The sequence below is a fragment of the Pontibacter rufus genome (assembly GCF_015694705.1).
Classification (GTDB): domain Bacteria; phylum Bacteroidota; class Bacteroidia; order Cytophagales; family Hymenobacteraceae; genus Pontibacter; species Pontibacter rufus.
Window position 1 is genome coordinate 25624 of record NZ_JADQDR010000008.1, and the last position, 25399, is coordinate 51022.

General features: G+C 49.7%; 15 protein-coding genes. 7 read left to right on the forward strand and 8 right to left on the reverse strand.

The annotated features are described in order from the left end of the window. Positions 1–50: 50 nt before the first annotated feature. From dnaN to I2I11_RS14040, 4 genes are all read left to right on the forward strand, one after another. The gene (gene dnaN, locus I2I11_RS14025; protein WP_196268360.1) at positions 51–1175 is read left to right on the forward strand and encodes a DNA polymerase III subunit beta; all 1125 of its coding nucleotides are present in this window, start codon (positions 51–53) and stop codon (positions 1173–1175) included. A 275-nt stretch (positions 1176–1450) separates the two neighbouring features. Continuing rightward, positions 1451–2089, forward strand: coding sequence for a hypothetical protein (locus tag I2I11_RS14030; RefSeq protein ID WP_196268361.1), 639 nt, complete (start codon positions 1451–1453; stop codon positions 2087–2089). Positions 2090–2212: 123 nt separating this feature from the next. Then, the gene (locus I2I11_RS14035; RefSeq protein WP_196268362.1) at positions 2213–2443 is read left to right on the forward strand and encodes a hypothetical protein; all 231 of its coding nucleotides are present in this window, start codon (positions 2213–2215) and stop codon (positions 2441–2443) included. After that, positions 2433–2777 (forward strand): type II toxin-antitoxin system PemK/MazF family toxin, encoded by a 345-nt coding sequence (locus tag I2I11_RS14040; protein ID WP_196268363.1) that lies wholly within the window; start codon positions 2433–2435, stop codon positions 2775–2777. The genes I2I11_RS14035 and I2I11_RS14040 overlap by 11 nt, the downstream gene beginning before the upstream one ends. Positions 2778–3435: 658 nt before the next feature. Here the strand turns inward: I2I11_RS14040 and I2I11_RS14045 are convergent. The 8 genes from I2I11_RS14045 to treZ all read right to left on the reverse strand — a co-directional run bounded on the left by I2I11_RS14045 (position 3436) and on the right by treZ (position 17149). Next, entirely contained in the window at positions 3436–4284 is an 849-nt protein-coding gene (locus I2I11_RS14045) for a sugar phosphate isomerase/epimerase family protein (RefSeq protein ID WP_196268364.1), read from the reverse strand. Positions 4285–4516: 232 nt separating this feature from the next. After that, the gene (gene ppk1 / locus I2I11_RS14050) at positions 4517–6619 is read right to left on the reverse strand and encodes a polyphosphate kinase 1 (protein WP_196268365.1); all 2103 of its coding nucleotides are present in this window, start codon (positions 6617–6619) and stop codon (positions 4517–4519) included. A gap of 302 nt (positions 6620–6921) precedes the next feature. Further along, positions 6922–7491: a pentapeptide repeat-containing protein gene (locus tag I2I11_RS14055; protein ID WP_196268366.1), complete on the reverse strand. Its 570-nt coding sequence runs from the start codon at positions 7489–7491 to the stop codon at positions 6922–6924. A 127-nt stretch (positions 7492–7618) separates the two neighbouring features. Then, positions 7619–8326, reverse strand: a complete 708-nt coding sequence (locus I2I11_RS14060; protein WP_196268367.1) for a hypothetical protein — start codon at positions 8324–8326, stop codon at positions 7619–7621. Between the two features lie 178 nt (positions 8327–8504). After that, positions 8505–10019, reverse strand: coding sequence for a 4-alpha-glucanotransferase (malQ, locus tag I2I11_RS14065; RefSeq protein ID WP_196268368.1), 1515 nt, complete (start codon positions 10017–10019; stop codon positions 8505–8507). After that, the gene (gene treY, locus I2I11_RS14070) at positions 10016–12739 is read right to left on the reverse strand and encodes a malto-oligosyltrehalose synthase (RefSeq protein ID WP_196268369.1); all 2724 of its coding nucleotides are present in this window, start codon (positions 12737–12739) and stop codon (positions 10016–10018) included. The genes malQ and treY overlap by 4 nt, the downstream gene beginning before the upstream one ends. Positions 12740–12872: 133 nt before the next feature. Then, entirely contained in the window at positions 12873–15299 is a 2427-nt protein-coding gene (locus tag I2I11_RS14075; protein WP_196268370.1) for a DUF3536 domain-containing protein, read from the reverse strand. 8 nt (positions 15300–15307) lie between these two features. Continuing rightward, positions 15308–17149, reverse strand: coding sequence for a malto-oligosyltrehalose trehalohydrolase (gene treZ / locus I2I11_RS14080; protein ID WP_196268371.1), 1842 nt, complete (start codon positions 17147–17149; stop codon positions 15308–15310). A 206-nt stretch (positions 17150–17355) separates the two neighbouring features. Here treZ and I2I11_RS14085 point away from each other — a divergent pair, with 206 nt between their 5' ends. The 3 genes from I2I11_RS14085 to glgB are packed head-to-tail and all read left to right on the forward strand — an operon-like array spanning position 17356 to position 25059. Beyond that, positions 17356–19380: an alpha-1,4-glucan--maltose-1-phosphate maltosyltransferase gene (locus tag I2I11_RS14085; RefSeq protein ID WP_196268372.1), complete on the forward strand. Its 2025-nt coding sequence runs from the start codon at positions 17356–17358 to the stop codon at positions 19378–19380. 19 nt (positions 19381–19399) lie between these two features. After that, on the forward strand, positions 19400–22729 hold the full coding sequence (gene treS, locus I2I11_RS14090; RefSeq protein ID WP_196268373.1) for a maltose alpha-D-glucosyltransferase: 3330 nt from the start codon (positions 19400–19402) through the stop codon (positions 22727–22729). Then, the gene (gene glgB / locus I2I11_RS14095; RefSeq protein ID WP_196268374.1) at positions 22729–25059 is read left to right on the forward strand and encodes a 1,4-alpha-glucan branching protein GlgB; all 2331 of its coding nucleotides are present in this window, start codon (positions 22729–22731) and stop codon (positions 25057–25059) included. The genes treS and glgB overlap by 1 nt, the downstream gene beginning before the upstream one ends. Positions 25060–25399 lie beyond the last annotated feature (340 nt).

Below are 25399 nucleotides of genomic sequence, written 5' to 3' on the forward strand. Positions count from 1 at the left end.
TAAATGCGAAATAGTTATAACTTTGTCCATGTAACGTTATAGGTAGAACTATGAAATTTATCGTCTCTTCTTCTGCTCTTCTGAAGCAGCTATCCAGCATAAACGGGGTGGTTACCAACAATCCGGTGGTGCCCATTCTGGAGAACTTTTTGTTCGAAATAAGCAACAGCACGCTCACCATCACAGCCAGCGACCTGGAGACATCCATGATCACGGAGCTGCCGGTGGAGGCGCACGAGGACGGCCGCATTGCCGCTCCTGCCCGTATCCTGCTCGAAACGCTGAAAAACCTGCCTGATCAGCCGGTTACCTTTACGATAGACGAAGAGACGTATACCATCGAGATCAGCTCTGCCAATGGCCGCTACAAGCTGTCGGGCGAGAATGCGACGGATTTCCCGCGCGTGCCGGTGGTAAAAGGCGGCAAAGCCATTGAAGTACCGTCAAATATACTGGCGCGTGCCATCAACAAAACTATTTTTGCAGTGAGCTCTGACGAACTTCGTCCGGCGATGACAGGTATTTTTGTGCAGCTGCGCCCGGATAATGTTACGTTTGTGGCTACCGACGGGCACCGCCTGCTGCGCTACCGCCGCACCGACATTTCTACCGACCAGGAAGTATCGCTGATTATACCACGCAAGGCATTCACGTTGCTTAAGTCTACGCTGCCGTCCGAGGCCACTGCTGTCCGGATGGAGTTCAACCAGTCTAACGCGTTCTTCAGTTTCGATAACATCCGCATGGTTTGCCGCCTGATAGACGAGCGCTACCCGGATTATGAAAACGTGATTCCGGTGCAGAACCCGAACAAACTGGTGATCGATCGCCTGGATTTGCTGAGCTCTGTACGCCGTATTTCTATCTACTCCAACAAAACAACCCACCAGATTCGCCTGAAGCTGAATGGCTCGGAGCTGCAGGTGTCGGCCGAAGATTTAGACTTCTCCAATGAAGCCAGCGAGCGCTTGACCTGCCAGTACGAAGGTGAGGATATGGAAATCGGTTTCAACGCCAGGTTCCTGACAGAGATGCTGAACAACCTCGACTCAGACGAAATTACTTTTGAGCTTTCAACGCCGAACCGCGCCGGCCTGCTGACGCCTATGGCTAACGAAGACAGCGAAAGCGTGCTGATGCTGGTAATGCCGGTGATGCTGAACAACTACGTATAAATTATACTTGTGTAAATTATAGCTGATTTAAAACAAGAAAGGCGGGCTGAGAGGTTCGCCTTTCTTGTTTAGGAAAGACTTTCTGTGAAGGCTATGGTTTGGGAAGTATGGCTATTTGGAAATGCGGAGCATGGTAAGGCGCAAAGTAGATATTCGGAAAATCCTGCACGATCTATATGCGCTGAATTGTTTGCTGAAAAGGCCAAACACCTACATTCATAGTGCAGATAAACGTATGTTCGCGTTAAGCAGGTAGTTGGCGGTAATAGGAAATAATGAAAACATACTACATAAAACATGTTTTACCACTTAAGGCTTTGCTCTTATTCTTTGTATGCTTATTACCATCAGCATCATTGACATTATATATGAGTAAAGTGCTTCAAATGGAGAAGGATGTAGCAGATGTACCTATTATCATTGGAGCTTGTTTAGGTTTTTACTTTATGCTGTTCTATACTGAAGGAACCAGAGTTGTAGAATTGACAACAGAAGAAATAAGAACGGAAAAAAGAAGCATAAAAATATCGGACATCAAGAACTTCAAGTTAAAAGATGATAGCCCCGAATTTGTTTACTTAAAGATTGCCACTCATTCCAACGAAAAGCTATCTATTGGCACACGAACAAGTTCACAAGAAGAGTTACTGAAACTATATAGTGACTTAAAGAAAGCTGTTGAGGAGCATAACATAGTAAACCTGAATCAAATTTTGGAGAAGAAGCTGATTTACGATACCCCTTTCGGCAAAATAATAGGTCTTGTAGTTATTGGAGTTACTTTACTAATGGTTTATAGTCTCTTCTTCTCTTCAGGTGGCACAAAGAACTATGGCGCTTATGTCACCTTTTTCGGATGCAGTTCCTTCCTGTTGTTTAGAATTTTTGGAAGAAGAAAGAACCAAAGCCACTAACCCAACCTTAACAGTAGGCTACGCCACTGCAAAGCCAAACCCGTTGGGCGGTATGCAGAGAAACAAACAGAGAAACTTGTAGTATATACTAAAAGAGTATACTTATGTATAAAGCTGATAAGCATGAAGAATTTATCATTAAAACTAGAAGACAATATTTTTCAGGAGACAGAGAGTATTCTGTCTAAAGTACATAAGAACAGAAACAGATATATAAATGAAGCTTTAGAATTCTATAACAAGCTTCAAAGGAGAAGACTCCTTGCCAGGCAACTTGATAAGGAGTCAAAACTCGTTGCGGGGGAATCTCTGTCTGTATTAGCAGAATTTGAAGCCTTGGAGGATGAAGGTTAAGCAATTTGAACTATGGATTGCGGACTTACATCCTAGAATTGGAACGGAAAAAGGAAAAGTTAGACCTGTGGTTATTATCCAAACTGACCTTTTAAATAAATCTCATCCTTCTACTGTAGTTTGCCCCATAACCACGAACGTACAGCCCGAATCAAATATATTACGGGTTCATCTGACAAAAGGAACGGCTAACGTTAAAGAAGATTGCGACATAATAATTGACCAAATCAGAGCAATTGACAACTCCCGGCTTATGCACAGAATAGGGCAGTTGGATGAAGAAATTAAAAGTAAAATCAAGGAGAATATCAGAATTGTGTTGGACTTAGAATAAAAAGCACATCCGCCAAGATAAACTAAAACACACCAAGACGTGCTTTAGCCAAACCGTTGGGCCAATAAGAAATTATAAATGTTGCAAAACTTCGTCATTGCCCTCAACTGGATTTTTATAATTTTTAGGCAGCTGTTTTAGGCTTTTTGAGCTTTGGGTTCTTTTTAGGTTCACGAGAAGACGAACAGAAGTTAATTGAAGAGCTATTTCTTTCCTTTTTAGGAAGGTTTGCAGTTGCTGGGCTGATAGGAGTTGGGGTATTTGCGCTTCTTAACTTCTTCTTAAATAGAGCAGTACTTGACGAGAATCATAAGACGAAACTATAGATGCAGACAAATTTCAATATACCACAAAGCTTCATATTTGTGTGGAACAGCATATTGTATCAAACTTCCGTTAACTACATTGGCGGCCAATCTAATAAAGTAAAAATAAAAACATGCGCTAACGAACCCCATTAGCAATACTCCGCTGGCGCTTCGTACTGCTAAACGTCAGCACCTGGATAAAAACCGGGAAATAGTCATGGTAGCCGCCGGAGTAGGGGGAATTGATAAGCAAAATTTATTGTACTTGCTTCGCTACCCGGGAAGTATGTTGTAGGCAAGTGGCAAAGGCACATAGCCTCCCAGCATACTTCCGGGATGGCAAAGAATAATCAGAGGCTTAGTTTCTGGAGATAGTTATAGTTGTGCTTCACACTGGCCATAGGTTCACCGGCGTATTCTTCCTGCTCTACAAAGAAGTACTTCATTTTAGATTTGTCGGCATTCTGCAGCAATTGTTTAATATCAATGGCCCCTTTGCCGAACTCTGTACTTTGCATTTTGCTTTTATCCATGTCCTTCAGGTGCCACAGCGGGAACCTGCCGGGGTATTTGTTAAAGTATACCATCGGATCATGGCCTGATAATACCAGCCATCCCAAATCCATTTCCATTTTTACCTGGTCAGGATCAGTTTCGGCGAGCAGCACATCGTATAATACCTGCCCGTTGTCTTGCTCAAACTCCTCTTCGTGGTTGTGATAGCCAAATATAATGTTGGCCTTTTTGCAGTCTTCAGCAGCTTTAGAAAATATATCAGCGTTGCGTTTGTAGTTGCCCACCGTCTGGCCCCTGGAAGGCAGCGAAGAGCAAATCAGGTAATCCTGCCCCGTTTCAGCGGCAGCGGCTACTGTGCGCTCCCAATCTTTGTCTACGGCAACGTGTCCGCTTCGCAGCGTCATGCCCAGGTCTTCGGTTACCTTTTTAATTTCTTTTGGCTGCAAGCCATAGTATAAGCCTTTTTCGCTTCGGGCCGACTCCAGCTCTTTGTAGCCGATGGCAGCAAGCTGCTTTAGGGTGCCCACAGCATCCTTCAGCATTTCGTTGCGCACGGTATAGAGCTGTATACCTACGTCCTTTACTTTGGCAGTATTTTTAGCAGCTTCAGAAGATAGCGGCAGAAGGAGCGCGCTGAGCGCCAGGCAGCCGGAGCTTCTCAGAAAATCACGTCTAGTTGTCATAAAGTATTTTGTTTGGATATACCTGTAATATTGCGTTGCTGCTCCCTGTTCTGAAACCTGGATACATCAGGATAAAAGTACCTGTAGCGGCCATGTCAGATCAGCGCCGGTACATACGTATGCTGCCCTAATGTATGCAATAGTATTTTGATTAGCAACATGTTATACTTCAAAACCGATTAGGTTTCATATTCCTGTGCTCACCGGCAGTTCAGCTATAGGCCAAACTAAATCATACCAGCTCCATGTTTGGCACTTCGCTGTAGGCTTTGTTGTAAAACAGCTTGTGGATGTCAATAACCTCTTCGTTGGCGCCCGGACGCTTTTTTACGTAAGCGCCGTCTTCACGCATAATGTAAGAGTTCTGGTTATCCAGCAGGTTGTAGTATAAAATGTTAATGGCCTCCCGCTTCAGTTCTTCGTTAACTATCAGGAACAGCGCTTCAATGCGCCTGTCGAAGCTGCGCACCATGCAGTCGGCGCTGCCGCCAAATACTTTAGGGTCGCCGTTGTTGTGGAAGTAATACAGGCGCGCGTGCTCCAGGTATTCGCCCACTATGGATTTCACGGTGATGTTCTCGCTGAGATCTTCGCGGCCAGGCCGCAGGCAGCAGATGCCGCGAACAATCAGCTTGATGGTTACGCCCGCTTTGGAAGCTTTGTAAAACTCGTCTATAATCTCTTTGTCCTCCAGCGAGTTTATTTTGATAACAATGCCGCTTTTCAGTCCCTTTTTGGCATTGCGCGCCTCGTGCCGTATCAGCTCAATCAAATCGTGGCGCATGCCTTTGGGCGAGGTCATCAGGTACTTGTACTGGCTGGGCCTGGAGTGCCCGGTGATAACGTTAAAAAACTCAGATACATCGTGGGCATAAACCTCGTTCGTCGTCAGCAGGCTTACGTCAGTATAAAGGCGGGCGGTTTGCTCGTTATAGTTGCCGCTGCCGATGTGCACATAACGTGTTACTTTTTCGCCCTCCTTGCGGATGATCATCAGCATTTTAGTATGTGTTTTATACTTGCTGATGCCGTAAATGACGAAGCAGTCTGCTTTCTCCAGGCGTTCGCCTTCCTTAATGTTCCGCTCCTCGTCGAAGCGGGCTTTCACCTCAAACAGCACCGATACGTGTTTCCCGTTTTCGGCTGCTTTCAGCAGGGCCGCCGTTACCCGCGACTGGTCTGCCAGGCGGTAAATAGTTTGTTTGATACCCAGCACAGAAGGATCTTCGGCAGCACGTTCCAGCAGGCTCACCACAGGCTCCATGCTGTTGTAAGGATGGTGCAGCAGCACATCGTGCTCTTTCAGGTACTCAAACATGTCTACGCCATCGCTTGGCAGGCTAAGGGGCGGCACCGAAGCCGGCTGTTTAAAACCTTTGTCTCTGAAGTGCGGGTGGTTGATGATCTGCCACAGGCTGCGCAAATCTACCAGGCTGTTGATGGTGAACACATTACCACTGTCAATAATCCAGCGGTCTTTAAGTACTTTTAGCAAAAACGGCGATGGGTCGCGCTCCATTTCCAGCCGCACCACGCGCCCTTTTTTACGGTTTTTAAGTTTGGCTTTGATTTCCTGCACAAAGTCCGCTTCCAGATCGTCAGATTCTTCCAAAGTAAAGTCGCCGTTGCGCGTAATGCGGAACAGGTTAACTGATACTATATCCACGTTGCGGAACAGCTTCTTTATTTTAAAGCGGATAATCTCCTCAATGGGTACAAAAATGATTTTTTCCTTGCGGTGTATCTCGTAGAAGCGGGCCAGGTTCTGCGGTATCTGCACAAACGTAATCCTGTCCTGCGCCTTCTGATCTTCGGTGGTGCGGGTTACCACGCCAAAAGTCAGCAGCTGGTTCATGAGCAGCGGAAAACCGTGGTAATTGTCGTATACCATGGGCGTGAGCAGCGGGAAAAGCGTATTCTTAAAAAAAGAATCCACTTTCTTCTGCTCTATTTCTGTCAGCTCGTCTACTTTAAGTATATCAAAACCGCTCTGCCCGAAAAGTGGCTTCAGTTCGTTGTTATAGGTCAGGTACTGGTCGTTTACGAAGCGGTGGGCGTAATCGAGCAGCTTTTTGCGGAATGGCAGCTCACGCAGTCCCGAGTAATCCAGGCGCTCTTTGCCATAGTCGATGTAATTGTACAGGCTGCCTACCCGGATCATAAAAAATTCGTCCAGGTTAGAAGAAGTAATAGCCAGAAACTTGAGCCGGTCGAACAGGTTTTTGTCTGTTTCGCGGGCCTGGTCGAGCACCCGGTAATTAAATCGCAGCCAGCTCAGGTCGCGGCTGATGTATTTACTTCTCTTAATCTGGTCCGAAACCTTATTGATCAGCATGTTTTCTTTGTGTTGATAAAAGCTAAAACGGCGTGTGCAGCCACAGCAGGTGTAGCTTGCAAAATATAAGTATAAACAAATGTTTAATGGTATGAAATGCTAATTTAATTTTTTAATCGCTTATTTTATGTATTTGGCCGGAAAACTATCACAAAGCACCGGTCAGGCAGGAGCAGGGCCTTAACTTGCCGGAAAAACTTTGGCAGAAATAGCAAGTCAAATTCCCCTGCTTTTTTCGAGGAGGGGTTAGAGGTGTTTTTATAATTTATTTTCCGGAAAGTTCGGCAGCCGGGAAAGAAATCTTACATAATGATGATGTTATACTTGTGCAAAAGCCCCGCGCAGCCGGTTAATGAAAATTTTGCTTTCCCGATTCTGTTCAATTCAGGGTCGATGCTATAGTGGTAAGCGGTGAGGAAGTCGGCTTCTTTGAGCTGTGTTTCAAAGAAAATAGTGCCGCTTAAGTCCGTGTCATCAAACGTAGACTTGTTTAAAACAGCTTTTGTAAAATCTACCTCTTTCAGAGAGGTATGGAGAAAAACCGTTTTCTCCATCTTCTTATTTGCAAAGGAGGCGTAATCCAAAATGCAATTTTCAAACCTGACGCTGAACAGGAAATCATTGCAGCCGCTGAAATCAACACCCAGCATTTTGCAGCCTTTGAAGTCTGCATTTTTCAGGCTTGCACCGTTTAATTTCATCATGCTCAGGTTGCAGTTAATAAAATAGCAGTCAGCAAACCGGGTAGAGGAAAAGTCGCTGTTTGTAAAATCACATGTATTGAAAGTGCAGTTTTCGAATTCCCGGTTTTTCACGGACTTATCTGCATACGTCACATTTTCAAAGGTTTTGTCTTCGTGCGGGATGTTCATTTATTCAGTCTGATAAAGTTTATTGGTTAGTGCTATTCCGCTAATCAGCGGAATAGCACAAGCCGGTAGCTTAATTATTCTCTATGATTTTCGCTTTTTGTGATGAGCTTATCTAAGTTTGAGTTATTTAACTGATAAACGTGTGCTTCATGTAGATGACTTGCCACTTGCCATTTACCTTTTCCAGCAGGTAAAGAGTTCCTCCACCACAGAGCTTACCACAGTAACCATTCACCGAAATAAGAGCCTTTGTTTTGTTCTTATTAAGCACGGGAGTTGATAGAATGATATAATTCTTAGCACCTGTTTCTTCTTCTAATTTTTTGTAACCATTAGTTAACCTTTTGTAATTACTGGCTATGCTCTTATCTGTAAAAAATGAGTTTAATCTTTCAAATCCAATTCCTCTTCTTGCAAGTTTTGCAGAGTCAAGTGTAACTGTCAAATTTGGAGTTATCTGCTCAAACATGTAAACAGCTTCAGCAGAATCCAGATACCCCTGCTTAGCCAAGCTCTCGAAAAGGCACATGTTGTACCGAAACTCCCATGGAGGAGAAAATGTAGTATCATCTATGATAGTATCCCCAGAGGCTGTAATTCTTCTATTTTGTAACTTTCTTACATCATCTGTCCGCAAGACTACAAGATCGGGGTCAACATCAATAGAATCACTGAGTAGGAGTCCATTTACTAATAGATGTAACTCGTCACCATTTAGTGAAAAGCTTGGTTCAATATTTTCTTTAGTGTTCTGCGCAACGCTATGTTGTTCATTACTCCTATTACATGAGACTAATAGTACAGCATACAGGAGCATGGCTTTATAACTGTTCATCTGTTAGCTTCTATTTACTACAACCAACCTAAACATACGGTATTTTGTTGATTTATATATAGAATGGGATGTTTAAAATACTATACAGGGCTGTTCTGCATCACAAGTAACAAAAAGAGGAAGTATAGCAGCTGCTATACTTCCTCTTCCTGATTAATACGCGACTCAATTTGCTTGTTTATGCGCGGCCATAGAGCTTAGTGAGTTCGTGGAGGTGCTTTGCCTCTTTCCTGCCAAACTGACCGGAGCGCAGACGCCATTCCCAGTTGCCGTTGCCCGTGGAAGGCTTGTTCATGGTGGCTTCTGCGCCCAAACCCAGCACGTCCTGCACAGGAATAACCGCCAGCTGCGCTACCGAAGCAAGCGCCAGCCGCATCATTATTTCGTGTACGTTTTCTTTTGTTAGATCGTGGAAAGTATAATCGCTGAGCAGGCGTTTATCGGCTGCGGCAGCACTATCGAACCAGGCTCGAACGGTGCTGTTGTCGTGGGTGCCGGTATACACAATGCTGTTGCGGGTATGGTTGTGGGGCTGGAAGGAACTTTCAAAAGCCTTCTCGTTACTTTCGAAGGCAAACAGCAGCACCAGCATGCCGGGCAAATTAAATTCCTGCATCAGGTCGCGCACGGGCTGATCTATCTCACCCAGGTCTTCGGCAATGATGGCCATTTCCGGATGATCCTGCTGTACCAGGCGCAGGATGTCGCTGCCGGGCGATTGCTTCCATTTGCCGTTCATGGCGGTTTCCTCGCCGGCCGGTACTTCCCAGTAAGCCGAGAAGGCGCGGAAGTGATCGAGGCGCAGCAGCCCGAACAGGCGCAGGTTGTGATCGATGCGGCGAACCCACCAATTGTAATTGTGTTTGGCCAGTTCTTTCCAGTCGAACACAGGCGTGCCCCACAGTTGGCCGGTTTCACTGAAAAAGTCCGGCGGCACACCCGACAAGCCTGTCGGCTGGCCGTCTTTGTCCAGCTTAAAGTAGGCAGGGTTAGACCATACATCGGCGCTGTCGTGGCTCACGTAAAAAGGCATGTCACCGAAGAAGGCGATATTTCTTTCCTGGCAGTAAGCCTTCAGCTGCTCCCACTGGCGGTAAAAGAGGAACTGCAGAAACTCTTCCTTTTCCACATCCGCGGCCAGTTCTTTCGCCAGATCCTGCATGGCCTGTTCCTCCCGCTGTTTTATTTCTTCCGGCCATTCAACCCAGCTTTTGCTCTCAAAATGCTTTTTAAAAGCAACGAAGAGAACAAAATCTTTCAGCCACATCCGGTGTTCTTTCTGAAAAGCGCTGTAGGCCTTCTCCAGCTCCTTTTCGTCGGATGCTTTATAGTTTTCAAAAGCCTTCTGAAGAATTTCTTTCTTAAAGCTGATTACCTGCGCAAAGTCAACCTTATCATCGTTAAATGCCGGGGCGTTGTCCAAATCCTGTTTCTGCAGCAGCTTGTCTTCTACCAGCAACTCCGGGCTGATGAGCATTGGGTTACCGGCAAAAGCCGAGTGGCTGCTGTACGGCGAATTACCCGAATGGACTTCGGTTGGGTTGAGTGGCAGAATCTGCCAGAAGCGCTGCCCTGCCTGTTGCAGCAAATCTGCAAATTCATAGGCAGCCGGCCCTAAATCGCCGATACCGAAGCGCGACGGGAGCGAGGTGATGTGCAGCAAAAGTCCTGCACTGCGTTTGGGTATTATCATGCTGTTGTTGCTGTTAAAAGTGCCATCGGAAAAGATTGAAGTATGGCCCCCATAGACAAAGTGCCGTCAGCCTGCAGGGAGGTGTTGCCGATTGCATGCTGCCATTGCTGCGGCGCATCAGGCGGTAAGATAAGGGCTGTGTCCTGCCAGACTTGTTCGCCGATCGGCAGCTCCTTTTCAGAGATAAGCTGCACCAGCAGGCGCGGCACTACGACCAGGCACCACTGGTTTTTATTTCTGCGGGCGAAAGCGAAAACATGCCTGCTATGTGTGCCCGTTATTGTTACCGGAATGTATTCACCTGCATCGAAGAGACTTTGCTGCTCGCGGCGCACATGCAGCGCTTTGTAGAGCAGGTAAAGTTTCACCTTGCCGTTGCCGGGCTGCTGCAACAGTTGCCGGTGCAGCTGGGCGATGTCCCCGGTGTCCTGCTGCTTTATTTCCTGCAGGTATTGCTGCCGTTGCTCATAGTCTACAGGGCGGCGGTTATCCGGATCTACTAAACTGAAATCCCATAGTTCGCAACCCTGGTATACATCCGGCACACCGGGGCAGGTAACTTTCAGCAGTACCTGGCAAAGGGAGTAGAGCCAGCCATAATGGGCAATTTTCTGGTAGAAAGGGTAAAATGAGTGCCAGAACTGATCATCCTCCTGTAGCAGTTTCTGCACCAAATCATTTACCGCCTCTTCGTAGGGTTCGTTTGGCTCGGCCCAGTCTGTTTTTACTTTCGCTTCACGCAGCGCCTTGGTCAGGTACTCCTGCAGGCGGTTTACCAGTGTGTCGTCGGCCTGGTATTCTTCCATCGGCAGGGCACCCAGCATGGTCTGGAACATGAAGTATAAATCGTTGGCTGTTGGCTTCTGGGTATACCTGCGCGACAGGGTAAACCAGTGCTGTACCTGCGTTTCCCACTCCTCAGCCAGCTCCGTCAGCACATTCAGGCGCACACGGGCGCCCTCTCCGCGCTTGGTATCGTGGGTGGCGGTGGCGTTGATGGAATGTGGATAGGCGCGTTGCCTGTACTGCATGTAGGCGTGAAATTCAGATGGCTCCAGGTGAAAAATGTCCGGGCTGTTGCCAACCTCGTTCAGCGATATCAGGCGGTTGTAGTTGTAGAAAGTAGTGTCCTCTACGCCTTTTGCTGCCAGAGGGCCCGTAAACTGCTGGCTCCGCATCACGAAGTATAGCTTATTATTCCGGCGCGTTTCGGTATCGTCAGGCTCCAAGGTAAAGAGGCGGTGCAGGTGCTGTAATTGTTCTGCTACATCGGGTGCCTGTTTATGTGCTTCTGTAAAAGCTGCGTCTACTACCTGCATTTCGTTGTCGGCCAGGGGCAGGCGGTTGCCATAAATACAGTATACCGGAAAGGCAGCCAGCAGCGCGGCCAGTGCCCTGCGCCATTCCTGCTGCGGCTCCTGCGGAATCAGCTCACGCTCCTGCAAGAGGCGCAGCAGGTTCTGCAGCTCTCCCTGCATGTAGTTTTTCAGGATAAAGATTTTTTTATCGTATACCAGCTGCTCATAGTTGAGCGGCGCGTTGGGCACCAGGTGGCGGTAAATGTCAGTCAGCTTTCTGCGGCCGGCTGCGGAAGTATAAAAGTTGCTGACCTGCGCCAGAAAGTCATAACCGCTATTGCCCTGTATCGGCCACCGCTCGGGCATGTGCTCTTCTCCTTCCAGAATTTTCTCCACCACAATGTATGCCTGCGGGCCTGCCAGTTGCCTCAGCCGCTTCAGGTAGGTGGTCGGGTCGAAGAGGCCGTCTACGTGGTCCACGCGCAGGCCCTGCACCAGCCCTTCGTCGCAGAGCTGTTTAATAAACTGGTGGTACTGCGTGAACACTTGTGCGTGCTCCATGCTCAGGCATATCAGGTCGTTTACCGTAAAGAAGCGGCGGTAGTTGATGGTACGCTCTGTTTCCTGCCAAAAGCAAAGTATGTAGTGCTGCTTTGCCAACAGCTCCTGCAACGCTTCTATCTCTTCATTCTGATGCTTTACCACCATTTGCAAAGCCTGGTCCAGCAGCCCCTGATCTGCAGCTACGCGGTACAGCTTGGTTTTATAGTTGCGCCAGGCTGCCGGATTTATACTTTCTTCCTGCTCAAACAAGTATAGTTCCTTCAGCAGGACAGGCATTAGCTCTGCCACACCCGGCGTACCGGACAGCTGCTGTGCCTGCTCCAGCAAATACCGGTAACCGGTTACACTCACCGGGTAGGCGTTATCGAAATAATTGAGGGTAAATCCCTGTTCATCGAATTTCAGCTGCAGGTCTTTTTTTCCCAGCACCTGTTCCAGCGGTTCACCCAGAAAAGGCACCATCACCTGCCCTTTAAAATCAGGGTGGTGGAAGTCGATGTCGAAGAAAGTATAGAAATGCGACTGCGGCCCCTTTTCCAGCACATCCATCAGCCATACATTATCGGGGTGGAAGGCCATGTGATTGGGTACGATGTCCTGCAGCCAGCCCATGCCGCGCTGCTTCAGCTCTGCGGCAATTTTCCGCAGTTCTTCTTTGGTACCGATTTCGGGGTTTATCTGATAAGGAGCTGTTACATCGTAGCCGTGTTCGCTGCCGGGGCGCGAACTAAAGAAGGGCGCCGAATAAACCGTACTGATGCCCAGTTCTTGCAGGTAAGGTATAATGGCTTTCACCTGCTCAAAAGTAAAGCTATGCGATACCTGCAGGCGGTAAGTAGAGGATGGTATATAAGTCATAAGTGAAAGACACAAGTATCAAAATATTAGACATAAGACTTCTTACGCAATTATCCATCTGAACAGCAGCATTTCCTACTTCAGGGCAGCATCTCAAAGCACATGGTTTGTTTTAACTGCATACCTGGCATGATTATACTTTCAGGTTGAGGATATTGTAAAGATCGTCAAACTTGCTGCACCACTCGGCGGCGGCGGCATCACCAAGTTCTTTTTGCTGTTTGATGAGCTCATACTCGTTTTGCTTCATCTGAAAGGCAATATTTTGCGCCAGCCAGTAATCCGGTTCCAGTTGTGCATCTTCCAGTTGCGTAATCAGGTCGACGAGCAGCTGCATCAGTTTGAGGTTGTTGGTACGGCTGCGCAGGCGCTTCATCAGGTGGTCCAGTTGCTGGGTTGCGGCAAAGTTCAGCTTTTCGGTGTTGAGCTTTAGTTTCATGCGCTCGGCCTCTGCACGCAGCCGGCTTAGTTCGGCCAGATCAGGCACGGCGGCGCTGAAAACACGCTGCAGCTTGGTGTCTACGATAAACTCTACCGTTTGCTGCAGGGGCTGGGGCAACTGCATGTTCAGGGTTTTCATGGCCATCATCAGCGGGTAGTTGTTGTCGTATACCTGCTGAAAACCGTTTTCGATGTTCTGCATGGTTTGCGCCAGCACCTCGTCGAGGATCTTCTGCTGATCATCTTTAAAGAGGTGCCAGAACGAATAGCTGTGCGACTCAAAATGCTTGTCGAGCAGCATGATGGCCTCGCTGGAATTTCCTCTTTCAAAGGCTTTTGTCAGATCGGCCTGCAACTGCTGAAAGGCATCTTCGCTCATATACTCCCGCACGCCGCCAAACAACTGGTGATCGCCGAGGTGCAGCACGCCGAAAGTGATAAAGATTTCCTGTCCCGTAATCTTAGATCTGATGATGGCCTGGCCCACAGCAAGCTTCTGGCGGCCGATTGCCAGCATGTTGTAGTGCCTGGTAGTGGCCCGGTAGCTGTACAGGTCGAAGCTTTTGGGATGGGCAGAAAACATGGAGGAGATGGCGTAATGCGCTCCCACGCGCAGCAGGTCGATGATGGCCGGCTGCACGGTAGCTATGTAAGCAGCGCCTGCATCTTCAGGTGTTTTCGCGTTGCTTTTGGCCAGTGTGAGCAGCTCCACAAATTTCGTTTCCAGATCCTGCCGGCTGAATGCCTGCGCCAGCTGCAGTGCGCGGGCAGCATAAAAGACGTCCTGCATTGTTTCGATGCCGGTTACCTCATCAAAGAACCAGCCGCAGCTGGTATACATCAGCAGGGTGTGGTACTGCATCTCCAGCAACTCCAGGAAACGTACTTTTTCATCTTCCGTCAATTCCCCGGAAGTATGATTCCGGATAAACTTCTCCACATTTTTTTCGGAACGATCCATGATCACCTGGATATATTCGTTGCGGATGGCCCAGGGATCATGATTGGTAAGTTTCTGCATTTCCTGCACATACAACGGCGACAGTTCATCCCGGAGCCAGTCTAACGCATTGCGCAACGGGCCACGCCATTCCTGGTTCCAGCTGGTATTTCCGCCGGTGTTACAGCCACAGTTGCTGCGCCAGCGCTCTACGCCATGCACACAGCTCCAGGAGGTGGCTTCTATAATCTGCGCTTCATACTGGGGCGGAAATAATGCCAGGTACTCCGCATAAATGGTAATTCTGGCCAGTTGTTCCGCTTCGATGTGGTGCAGGGCATAAGAAAGTGCCATTTCGCCGAAGCGGTGGTGATGGCCGTATGTTTCGCCGTCGGTAGCGATGTGCATCAGTTGTGGTTCTTCGCTTTTCTCGTCAAAAGTGGATGTCAGGCGATTGGCCAGCCTTTCGCCGCTGTTCAGCAATCCCTCGAACGCAATGCCCTGCGAAACGGGTGCATCATAAAAGAACAATGCGATTTCCCTGCCGGATGGCAATTTACACAAGTATGGCCGGCGCGGATCGATGTTGGCTCCTTCGGCATTCTGCCAGGCTGTTTCGCCTTTTTTGCGGAAGCGCCTGGCCTGGTATGGCGAGAGAATCGTGAACTTAATACCATGTTCAGCCAGTACTTCCAGCGTAGGCGTATCGGCAGCCGTTTCGGCCAGCCACATACCCTCGGGCAGACGGCCAAAACGTTTCCAGAAATCATAAATGCCCCAGATAACCTGCGTCTGCTTGTCGCGCTCGTTGGCCAGCGGCATAATGATGTGGTTGTATACCTGGGCCAGCGCCGAGCCATGCCCCGAAAAACGCGTCATACTTTCTTTATCCGCATCCAGTATGGCCTGGTAAGTATCGGGCACTTTCTTCTGCATCCACTCCAGCAGGGTAGGGCCGAAGTTGAAGCTCATCCAGGCATAGTTGTTCATGATGTCGACAATGTTATCATTGCCGTTGAGGATGCGGGAGGCGGAGTTACGGGCATAGCACTCCTCGGTAATACGCGCGTTCCAGTCGTGATAGGGCAGAGCAGATTCCTGCAGTTCCACCTCATTCAGCCAGGGATTTTCGCGGGGTGGCTGGTAAAAGTGCCCGTGTACACAAATGTATTTATTCATAAGTAGGGTTATACTTTGCTTTGAAGCAGCACCAGCGATGCAGGAGGAAGTGAGATAGGTTGCCCGGCCTGTAATGCTGCAGGAATGTCAGCGCCGGGGCCGCCCCATACTTTGTCTGCAGATGTCAGCAGCAGTTCCCATTCTTTTCCTTCCTGTGGCGCCAGTGTTGCCTGCTGTTCTGCGTCGCTTAGGTTAAACAGACAGTAAAGGTACGGTTTGCTGCTGAAATGGATGAGGTGCAGCACCAGATTATCAGCATCCAGCTGCACGTGCATTTTCTGTTTGTCAGGCTTGGCCAGGGCAGGAGCAGTTTTGCGTAAGTGGATAAGCGCCTTATAAAACTCCCGCAGCCGGTTCTGCTGCTCGTTTTGCCTGTAGCTGCGTTGCAGTTTTGATTTCTTAAAGGTTTCCTCGCTTTGCGGATCAGGTACTTCCCCTTCCCAGGAAAAAGCTTTAAATTCTTCTTTGCGCCCTTTGCGCACCGCCTCCACCAGATCTTTGTCTGTATGGCTTACAAAGTATAAAAACGGATGCTCCTCGCCGTACTCCTCACCCATAAACAGCATGGGCACATACGGCGACAACAGAATAAGACCCGCCACAGCCTTCAGCATCTCGAAAGACACCAGTTGCGCCAGGCGCTCACCCAGCATGCGGTTACCTACCTGGTCGTGGTTCTGAGAGCAGACCACAAACTGCTGCGCCGGGTTAAAAGTAGCGTCGGTGCCAACTGTTTTCTGTCGATGTTCCGAATAAAGGCCGTTATACACAAACGTATGCTCCAGCGCCTTCTGCAATTGTTCGGGCTTGCCAAAGTCTTCGTAGTAACCTTCCTTTTCGCCCGTTATCAAAGTATGAATGGCATGGTGGTAATCATCAAACCATTGCGCATCCAGTCCGTAACCGCCTTTTTCAACAGGGTTTAGCAGGCGCACATCACTCATGTCACTTTCGGCAATAAGCAGGTAAGAACGGCTCGTCTGCTGCTCCAGTTCCTGTACATGTTCTGCCAGTTCCTGCAGAAAATGCTTAGCGCCGGTATCATAAATGGCATGTACGGCATCCAGGCGCAGGGCGTCTATGTGGTAGTCGCGCAGCCACATCAGGGCATTCTGCAGAAAGTAATTGCGTACGTGGTCCGACTGTGCATCGTCGTAGTTGAGGGCCTTCCCCCAGGGCGTGTTATACTTGCCGGTAAAGTATGGCCCGAAGTCGTTGAGGTAATTACCTTCCGGCCCCAGGTGGTTGTACACCACGTCCAGCACCACCGAAATATCATGTGCATGGCAGGCATCCACCAGCTTCTTCAGCCCCTCCGGCCCGCCGTAGGAATTCTGGGCGGCAAAAGGATATACACCATCGTAGCCCCAGTTGCGGCTGCCGGCAAACTGCGCCACCGGCATTATCTCGATGGCTGTGATGCCTAAATCTTTAAGTTCCGGTAACTGGCTGATTGCGGCTTCGAAAGTGCCTGCCTCCGTAAAAGTGCCCACATGCAGCTCATAAATGATAAGTTGTTCCAGCGGCAGCCCTGTCCAGTTCCGGTCTGTCCAGTTAAAGTTATGCTGGTCTGTTACTTCGGATGCCTGGTGCACACCTTCCGGTTGAAAGCGCGAGGCAGGATCGGGCCTTTCCAGATCATCATTTAATATAAAAGTATAGCGGGTACCCGGTTTTGCTTCTTCGGCCAGGGCTGTCCAATAGCCGAAAGCTTCGCGTTGCAGCGGTATTTTCTGGTTGGCGGAGCCGTGCAAAGCTACCTGTACCTGCTCTGCTTGCGGGGCCCATACAGTAAATACTGTTCCTTTTTCAGGTGTATACGTTGCGCCAATCTCTCTTAAAATTCCCATATTACACTCGTTTTTAACACAGCTTGTTATAACTGGCTAAAAAGAATTTAGTTGTGGGCTTTTCGCTAAAAAAGCAGGTAAATTTAAAAGTATAAACTGAGATATTACGGCAGGCTGATGGCATACATCGGGGCCAGGTACAAACTGTACGTAACCTAATTGCCGCAGCACAGTACCTAAGACATAAGCATAAACAAACTTATTACATGGAAGAACTGGAAGGAACCAAGCGAATTGTTATCGAGCATGTACAACCAGAAATAAACTGTGGCAGATATCCGGCGAAGCGCGTAGTGGGAGAGGAACTGGTGGTAACGGCCGACGTTTTCGGCGATGGCCATGACGAAGTGAAGGCGCAAGTGCTTTACCGCCATTCAAAGAAGAAAAACTGGAACGAGGCGCCCATGCGCTTTTTGGGCAACGACCGCTGGCAGGCGGCTTTTACCCCGGACACGATGGGCAGGTATGAATATACGGTGCAGGGCTGGGTGGATCATTTTTATACCTGGCAAAAAGGGCTGAAGAAGAAATTTGAAGCAAACCAGGATATCACGGTGGAGCTGCAAATCGGGGCACAGTTGCTGGAGGAGGCCGCTGCCACAGCGAAGCCCGGCCAGCAAAAGCGCTTGCGGAAATGGGCGGAACAACTGCGCAGCAACAACTCGCCCGCCGACGCTGTAACCTGGGCCACAGGCCAGGAAGTAAGCGACCTGATGCACGCCTGTTGCGAGCGCCGCAATGTGACCACCTACAACAAAATACTGCCACTGGATGTAGAGCGGCACAAAGCCCTGTTCAGCACCTGGTATGAGTTTTTCCCGAGGTCGGCGGCACAGGAGGCCGGGCGCCACGGCACTTTTAAAGACTGCGAACGCCTGCTGCCGCGCATTGCCGAAATGGGCTTCGATACAATTTACCTGCCACCCATACATCCGATTGGCCGCGCCTTCCGGAAAGGGAAAAATAACTCGGCCACCTCAGAGCCCGGCGAACCAGGATCTCCCTGGGCTATCGGGGCCGAAGAGGGCGGTCATAAAGCCATCCTGCCGGAGCTGGGTACACTGGATGATTTCCGGAATTTTGTACAGCAGGCGCGGGAGCATGGTATTGAGATAGCGCTGGATTTTGCCATACAGTGCTCTCCTGACCATCCGTATGTAAAAGAGCATCCGCAGTGGTTTAAATGGCGGCCCGACGGCACGGTGCAGTACGCTGAAAACCCACCGAAAAAATACCAGGACGTGCTGCCGGTAAACTTTGAAACCGAAGACTGGCAAAATCTGTGGCAGGAATTAAAGAGTATCCTGCTGCATTGGATCAACCAGGGCGTATTTATTTTCCGGGTTGATAATCCGCACACCAAAGCTTTTGGTTTTTGGGAGTGGGTGATTGCGGAGATACATAGAAATTACCCGCAGGTTATTTTCCTGGCAGAAGCCTTTACGCGGCCGCGTGTGATGGAACAACTGGCCAAAATTGGCTTTACACAATCCTATACTTATTATACCTGGCGCAATACCGCTGCGGAACTGAAGGAGTACATGCAGGAACTGACGCAGACACAACTGCGCGAATATTTCCGGCCTAATTTCTGGCCAAATACCCCTGACATTCTGCCTTACGCGCTGCAGGAAGGTGGTGAAGCTGCCCATATTACGCGCGTGGTGATGGCCGCGACCTTATCGTCTAACTACGGCTTGTACGGTCCCGTGTACGAGTTCGGCATCAATACCCCGGTGCCCGGCAAAGAGGAGTATTATGACTCGGAGAAGTATGAAGTGGTGCACTGGGACTGGGGCAAACTGACCAAGATACGGGAAGTTATCACGCTCATCAACAAAATACGTAAAGTAAACCCGGCGCTGCAAACTACCTGGAACATTGCCTTCGGCGAAACCGATAATCCCCAGTTGTTGTGCTATGTAAAGTGGAGCAGCGATTTTAAAAACAAGATCCTGGTTGTCGTTAACCTGGACCCATACAACACACAGGCTGGTTGGGTGAAAGTGCCGCTCTGGCAACTGAGAATGCCGCAGGATCAGCAATACCAGGTACACGACCTGCTCTCGGAGCACAAGTATACCTGGACTTCGGAATGGAACTTTGTGGAGCTGCGCCCGCACGAAATGCCGGTACACGTGTTCCGCATCGAAACGACCAACCCCGGCATGGGGCACGATAATTTAGACGATACCTGGCTGCCAGACAACCATCATACCTCAACTATTTAAGAACCTTTTGACCACCACTATGGCTGACGAAAAAGAACAGTTAGACGATAACATACATTGGTATAAAGACGCCATTATTTACGAGCTCCACATCAAGGCTTTTAAAGATGCCAACGGCGACGGCATCGGCGATTTTAAGGGGCTGATGCAAAAACTGGATTACCTCGAAGACTTGGGGGTAACGGCTATCTGGCTGCTGCCCTTTTATCCTTCACCGCTGCGCGACGACGGCTACGACATTGCCGATTACTACAACATCAACCCGTCTTACGGCGACATGCATGACTTTAAGCTCTTTGTAAAGGAGGCGCACCGCCGGGGGCTTAAAGTGATTACCGAGCTGGTTATCAACCACACCTCCGACCAGCACCCCTGGTTTCAGCGGGCACGCCGCGCCAGCAAAGGCTCCAGGCACAGGGACTTTTATGTATGGACGGACGATCCGAGCAAGTATAAAGATGTCCGCATTATTTTTACGGACACCGAGAAGAGCAACTGGGCCTGGGACCCGGTGGCGAAACAGTACTACTGGCACCGCTTTTTCTCGCACCAGCCGGACCTGAACTATGATAACCCGGAAGTGCAGAAGGAAGTGTTCAGGATGCTGGACTACTGGCTGGATTTAGGCGTGGACGGCTTCCGCCTGGATGCGGTACCATACTTGTTTGAGCGCGAAGGTACCAACGGCGAAAACCTGCCCGAAACGCATGATTTCCTTAAAAAGCTGCGCGCCCACGTAGACAAGAAATATACCGGTAAGCTGCTGCTGGCCGAAGCGAACATGTGGCCGGAGGACTCTGCCTCGTACTTTGGCAATGGCGACGAGTGCAACATGAACTACCACTTCCCCATTATGCCGCGCCTGTTTATGTCGGTAAAGATGGAGGATCGGTACCCCATCATCGATATATTCGACCAGACGCCGGCCATACCAGAAACCTGCCAGTGGGCCATGTTCCTGCGTAACCACGACGAGCTGACGCTGGAGATGGTTACTGACGAGGAGCGCGATTACATGTATAAAGTATACACCAAAGATCCGCTGGCACGCATTAACCTGGGTATACGGCACCGCCTGGCGCCGCTGCTGGGCAACGATCGCAGCAAAATAGAGCTGCTTAATGTGCTGCTCTTTTCCATGCGCGGCACGCCGGTCGTATACTATGGCGATGAAATAGGAATGGGCGATAACTACTACCTGGGCGACCGCGACGGTGTGCGCACCCCCATGCAGTGGAACGACAACCGCAATGCCGGTTTCTCAGATGCCAATCCGCAGAAATTATACCTGCCCGTTATCATCGACCCGGAGTACAAGTATGAGTCGATTAATGTAGACACTCAGAACCACAATGCCACTTCGCTGCTCTGGTGGATGCGCCGCACCATTAACATGCGCAAGCGCTACAAAGCTTTTGGGCGCGGAACTATAAAATTCCTGAATCCCGTAAACTCCAAAGTGCTTGCCTTTATACGCCAGTATGAGGACGAAACCATACTGGTAATTGCCAACCTTTCGCGCTTCCCGGAGGCGGTGGAGCTGGACTTACAGGACTTTAAAGGATATGTGCCGGTAGAAGTTTTCAGCAAAAACAAGTTTCCGATCATAAAAGACGATAGCTACCTGTTTACCATAGGCACGCATGGCTATTACTGGCTGGAGTTGAAGTCTGTGGAAGCAATCGGTGAAACACATGAAGAGCAGCAGCGCCCTGCCCTGCAGTTGGGCAGTCTGCGCAATGGCCTGGGAGCCAAAACGCTCAAAGCACTGGAAGCACGCGTACTGCCTGACTATATTGTAAAGCGCCGCTGGTTTGGCGGCAAAGCGCGTACCATCCAGCGCATGCAGGTGGTAAACAGTATGAGTTTGCCTGTTGACGGGCAGAATACGTTGCTGTTGTTTGTGGAGGTAAGCTACAACGAGGGATTGCCCGAATTGTACCAGCTGCCGGTTGCATTTGCCACAGGCGATAAGGAGCAGGAACTACGCACACAGTTCCCGAACAGCGTAATAGCCCGCGTGGCCGTAGATGGCAAGGAGGGTATTCTGTACGATGCGCTTTATAGCGAGGACTTCCGCCAGATGCTGCTGCAACTGATGGCCAAGCGTAAAAAAGTAAAAGGCGATTTGGGCGAGCTTGAAGGCTTCAGCCACCGCAGCGTCGCAAACGAAATAAAGAATGCCGCGCAGCCTTTTACCTCAAAAATTCTGAGCGCAGAGCAAAGCAATACTTCTATTATTTACGACAACAGCCTGTTTCTGAAAGTATACCGCAAGCTGGATAGAACCATGAACCCGGATGTGGAGGTTGTGCAGATGCTGACCGATGTGCTGCATTTTCCGAATGTGCCGCGTTACCTGGGTTCTATCGAGCAACAGGAGACAGGCAAGCCGCCGATGGTATTGGTGATGCTGCAGGAACTGGTGCCCAACCAGGGCGATGCCTGGAGCTATATGGAGGATGCGCTGCGGCGCTTTTACGAACGGGTGCTCACCCAAAGCGAGCGCCAGGCACTGGCGCCTACGGTGGGTACCCTGTCGCAGCCGCTGGCCTTCTCAGAAGTGCCGGAGGAAGTGCAGATGCAGATTGGCGGCGCCCATGTGGAACGGGTAGAACTGCTGGGCCAGCGTACAGCAGAAATGCACCTGGCGCTGGTATCGGCCACAGATAATCCTGATTTTACCCCCGAGGCTTTCTCGCTGCATTACCAGCGGTCGCTCTTCTCCTCGCTTACCTCACTGGTACGCAGTAACTTCGACAGTCTAAAGAAGCACCTGCCTAACCTGCCGGAACATGTACGGGCCGAGGCTGAGGAAGTGCTGCAGATGCGCGAAGAAGTGCTCAGCAGGCTCAAACGCATTTTCTCCCACAAAATTGATACGGAGAAAATACGTAACCACGGCGACTACCATTTAGGACAGGTACTGTTTACCGGTAAGGATTTTTATATCATTGATTTTGAAGGCGAGCCGGCCCGCTCTTTCAGCGAGCGCCGCCTCAAACGATCGGCCCTGCGTGATGTGGCAGGTATGATGCGATCTTTCCACTATGCTGCCTACAATGCCCTGTTCCAGCAGGACAGCCTGCGCAAAGAGGATACCGGCTACCTGGAAGGGTGGGCCGAGCAGTGGTACCATTATGCCAGTGGCTTCTTTATGCATAGCTATCTGGCCAAAACAAAAGGTACCGGCCTGGTGCCTGCTGCAGATGAGGACTTCGAGATACTGATGCAGACTTACCTGCTCGAAAAAGCAATTTATGAGCTGGGATATGAATTGAATAACCGTCCGGATTGGGTGCTCATCCCGATTAGAGGCATTAAGTATATCATGAAAAAATATAAGTAATGGCGAAGAAAAAAGAAAGCACCGCAACCGAAAATACCGGTATTGATAAAGTAACTCCCGACGCAAAAGCAACAGAGCAGAGCGCTACGGAAGCAACCGGAAAGACTCCCGCCAAACGTGGAAGAACTAAAAAAGGAACGGAAGAGCCGGCGGCAACAGGTTTGCCTGCAGCAGAAGCTACGCCTGGTTCACCTGCCACAGCTGGGAAAACACCGGCCAAACGGGGCGGGCGGAAAAAAACAGACATGCCGGTAGAGGAATCGGGTGTATCGGTGCCGGCAGCAAGCGCAGCCACAGTGCCGGAACAGGCGAAACCGAAAGGGCGCGGTGGCAAAACCGCAAAGCCGTCTGCTCCTACCCAACAGGACAGCGGCGGGCAAACCGCAGTGGCTGAGCAGCCGCAGGCGGAAGAAAAGGCCATTTACCACGACATCAGCCGTTTTACCGAGTTTGATGTACACCTGTTCCGCGAAGGAAAGCATTATACTTTGTATGAGAAACTCGGCTCGCACCCCATGGAGCACGCTGGAAAGCAGGGCGTATACTTTGCTGTATGGGCGCCCAATGCCGAGCAGGTTTCAGTGATGGGAGACTTTAATGGCTGGAACCGCGAAAGCCACCCTTTGCAGCCCCGCGCGGATGGCTCCGGTATCTGGGAAGGCTTTATTCCGGATGTGCGTGTGGGTATGCTGTACAAATATCATATCAAATCGCGTTACAACCTGTACCACGTCGAGAAGAGCGACCCGTTTGCCTTCTGCCGCGAGGTGCCGCCGCAAACTGCCTCTGTGGTAACGGACCTGAGTAATAACTGGCAGGACAACGACTGGCTGCAACGCAGAAAAGACCAGCAGGGGCAGCCGCAGCCTTACAGCGTGTATGAACTGCACGTGGGCTCATGGCGCCGCAAGCCTGAAGATAACAACCGGCCGCTTACGTACCGCGAACTAGCCGAAGAGTTGCCGCAGTATGTAAAAGACATGGGCTTTACGCACGTAGAGTTCATGCCGCTGATGTACCACCCCTTTAACGGCTCCTGGGGATACCAGATTACAGGCTACTTTGCCGCTGCCAGCAGCTATGGATCTCCGCTTGACCTGATGTACCTGATCGATGCGCTGCATCAGGCCGGTATTGGTGTAATCCTGGACTGGGTGCCCTCGCATTTTCCTTCTGACGAGCATGGCCTGGCTTACTTTGATGGTACGCACCTGTACGAGCATGCCGATCCGCGCAAAGGTTATCACCCCGACTGGAACAGCTATATCTTTAACTATGGACGCAACGAAGTGCGCTCCTTTCTGATAAGCAACGCTTTGTTCTGGCTGGATAAATACCATGTGGATGGCTTGCGTGTGGATGCCGTAGCCTCAATGCTGTACCTGGACTATAGCCGCAAGCATGGCGAGTGGATTCCGAACGAGTATGGCGGCCGCGAAAATCTCGAAGCCATCTCCTTTATCAAAGACTTTAACCAGGCAGTGCATCAGCGCTTCCCCGATGTGCAGACAGTGGCAGAAGAATCTACAGCCTGGCCTGCAGTAACGGGAGCGGTAGAAAACGGCGGCCTCGGTTTTGATATGAAGTGGATGATGGGCTGGATGCACGATACCCTGGATTACTTCTCCAAGGATTCTATTTACCGCCGCTATCATCAGGGCGACATTACTTTTAGCCTGGTGTATGCCTTTACCGAACGTTTCATGCTGCCGCTTTCGCATGATGAGGTGGTGCATGGCAAAGGAGCACTGATACAAAAAATGCCCGGCGACGAGTGGCAGCGGTTTGCCAACATGCGGGCCATGTATGCTTACATGTACGCCCACCCGGGTGCCAAGCTTTTGTTTATGGGCGCCGAGATTGCCCAAAGCACCGAGTGGAACCACGACAGCAGCCTGGACTGGCACCTGTTGGAGTATGGCTTTCACGCAGGAGTACAGCAGGAGGTGCAGGTGCTTAACCAGATTTACAAACAGGAACCGGCGTTCTACGCGCACAGCTTTGACCCACAAGGGTTTGAGTGGATTGATTTTAACGATGCGCACAACAGCATCATCAGTTTCCTGCGGAAAGGCAACAGCCCGGATGAAATAATTCTGGTAGTCTGCAACCTGACGCCAGCCGTTTATGATCATTACAGGCTGGGTGTTCCGGTAGAAGGGCAGTGGGATGAAATCTTTAACAGTGATGAACAGCGCTTTGGCGGAAGTAACTACCGGGGCAACGTGGAACTGCTCTTTTCTGCGCCGGAACCATACCACGGACGTGCTTTTTCGCTGGACTTAAAGCTATCGCCACTCTCTGTAGTATATTTTAAGCTGCGGAAGTAGTTTTTAAGTATAAATAGAGTTTAACAGAAAAGGTGACGGGCAGTTTGGTTTGTTGCCTTTTCTGTTTAAAGTCTGCGGCAGGGCCAAATGAAGGCAGAAGTACGGCGTATACTTGTTGGATATGCCCGGAACCTGCACCTGTCCAGAAGAAATTCAGGCGTTATTGCAGCGCTGGTATTGTAACTATAACGTTAACAGGGCTGCAGGCAGAGTGAAGTAGCTAAAAGAGTAAATATTAAGTAGCAGAAATAAGATTAAATTGCTATATTAAAGCCACGAAGGCCCACACCATGGGTAACCGGCAGATTGGGTATAACTGATGGAAGTATAAGCGGAGTTA

Bases quoted from the DNA above. Each gene is read 5' to 3' on its own strand.
- malQ (WP_196268368.1), bottom strand. From the start codon at position 10,019: ATGATAATACCCAAACGCAGTGCAGGACTTTTGCTGCACATCACCTCG.
- I2I11_RS14045 (WP_196268364.1), bottom strand. From the start codon at position 4,284: ATGACAACTAGACGTGATTTTCTGAGAAGCTCCGGCTGCCTGGCGCTC.
- I2I11_RS14060 (WP_196268367.1), bottom strand. From the start codon at position 8,326: ATGAACAGTTATAAAGCCATGCTCCTGTATGCTGTACTATTAGTCTCA.
- treS (WP_196268373.1), top strand. From the start codon at position 19,400: ATGGCTGACGAAAAAGAACAGTTAGACGATAACATACATTGGTATAAA.
- treZ (WP_196268371.1), bottom strand. From the start codon at position 17,149: ATGGGAATTTTAAGAGAGATTGGCGCAACGTATACACCTGAAAAAGGA.
- dnaN (WP_196268360.1), top strand. From the start codon at position 51: ATGAAATTTATCGTCTCTTCTTCTGCTCTTCTGAAGCAGCTATCCAGC.
- I2I11_RS14030 (WP_196268361.1), top strand. From the start codon at position 1,451: ATGAAAACATACTACATAAAACATGTTTTACCACTTAAGGCTTTGCTC.
- I2I11_RS14040 (WP_196268363.1), top strand. From the start codon at position 2,433: ATGAAGGTTAAGCAATTTGAACTATGGATTGCGGACTTACATCCTAGA.
- treY (WP_196268369.1), bottom strand. From the start codon at position 12,739: ATGACTTATATACCATCCTCTACTTACCGCCTGCAGGTATCGCATAGC.
- ppk1 (WP_196268365.1), bottom strand. From the start codon at position 6,619: ATGCTGATCAATAAGGTTTCGGACCAGATTAAGAGAAGTAAATACATC.
- I2I11_RS14055 (WP_196268366.1), bottom strand. From the start codon at position 7,491: ATGAACATCCCGCACGAAGACAAAACCTTTGAAAATGTGACGTATGCA.
- glgB (WP_196268374.1), top strand. From the start codon at position 22,729: ATGGCGAAGAAAAAAGAAAGCACCGCAACCGAAAATACCGGTATTGAT.
- I2I11_RS14085 (WP_196268372.1), top strand. From the start codon at position 17,356: ATGGAAGAACTGGAAGGAACCAAGCGAATTGTTATCGAGCATGTACAA.
- I2I11_RS14035 (WP_196268362.1), top strand. From the start codon at position 2,213: ATGAAGAATTTATCATTAAAACTAGAAGACAATATTTTTCAGGAGACA.
- I2I11_RS14075 (WP_196268370.1), bottom strand. From the start codon at position 15,299: ATGAATAAATACATTTGTGTACACGGGCACTTTTACCAGCCACCCCGC.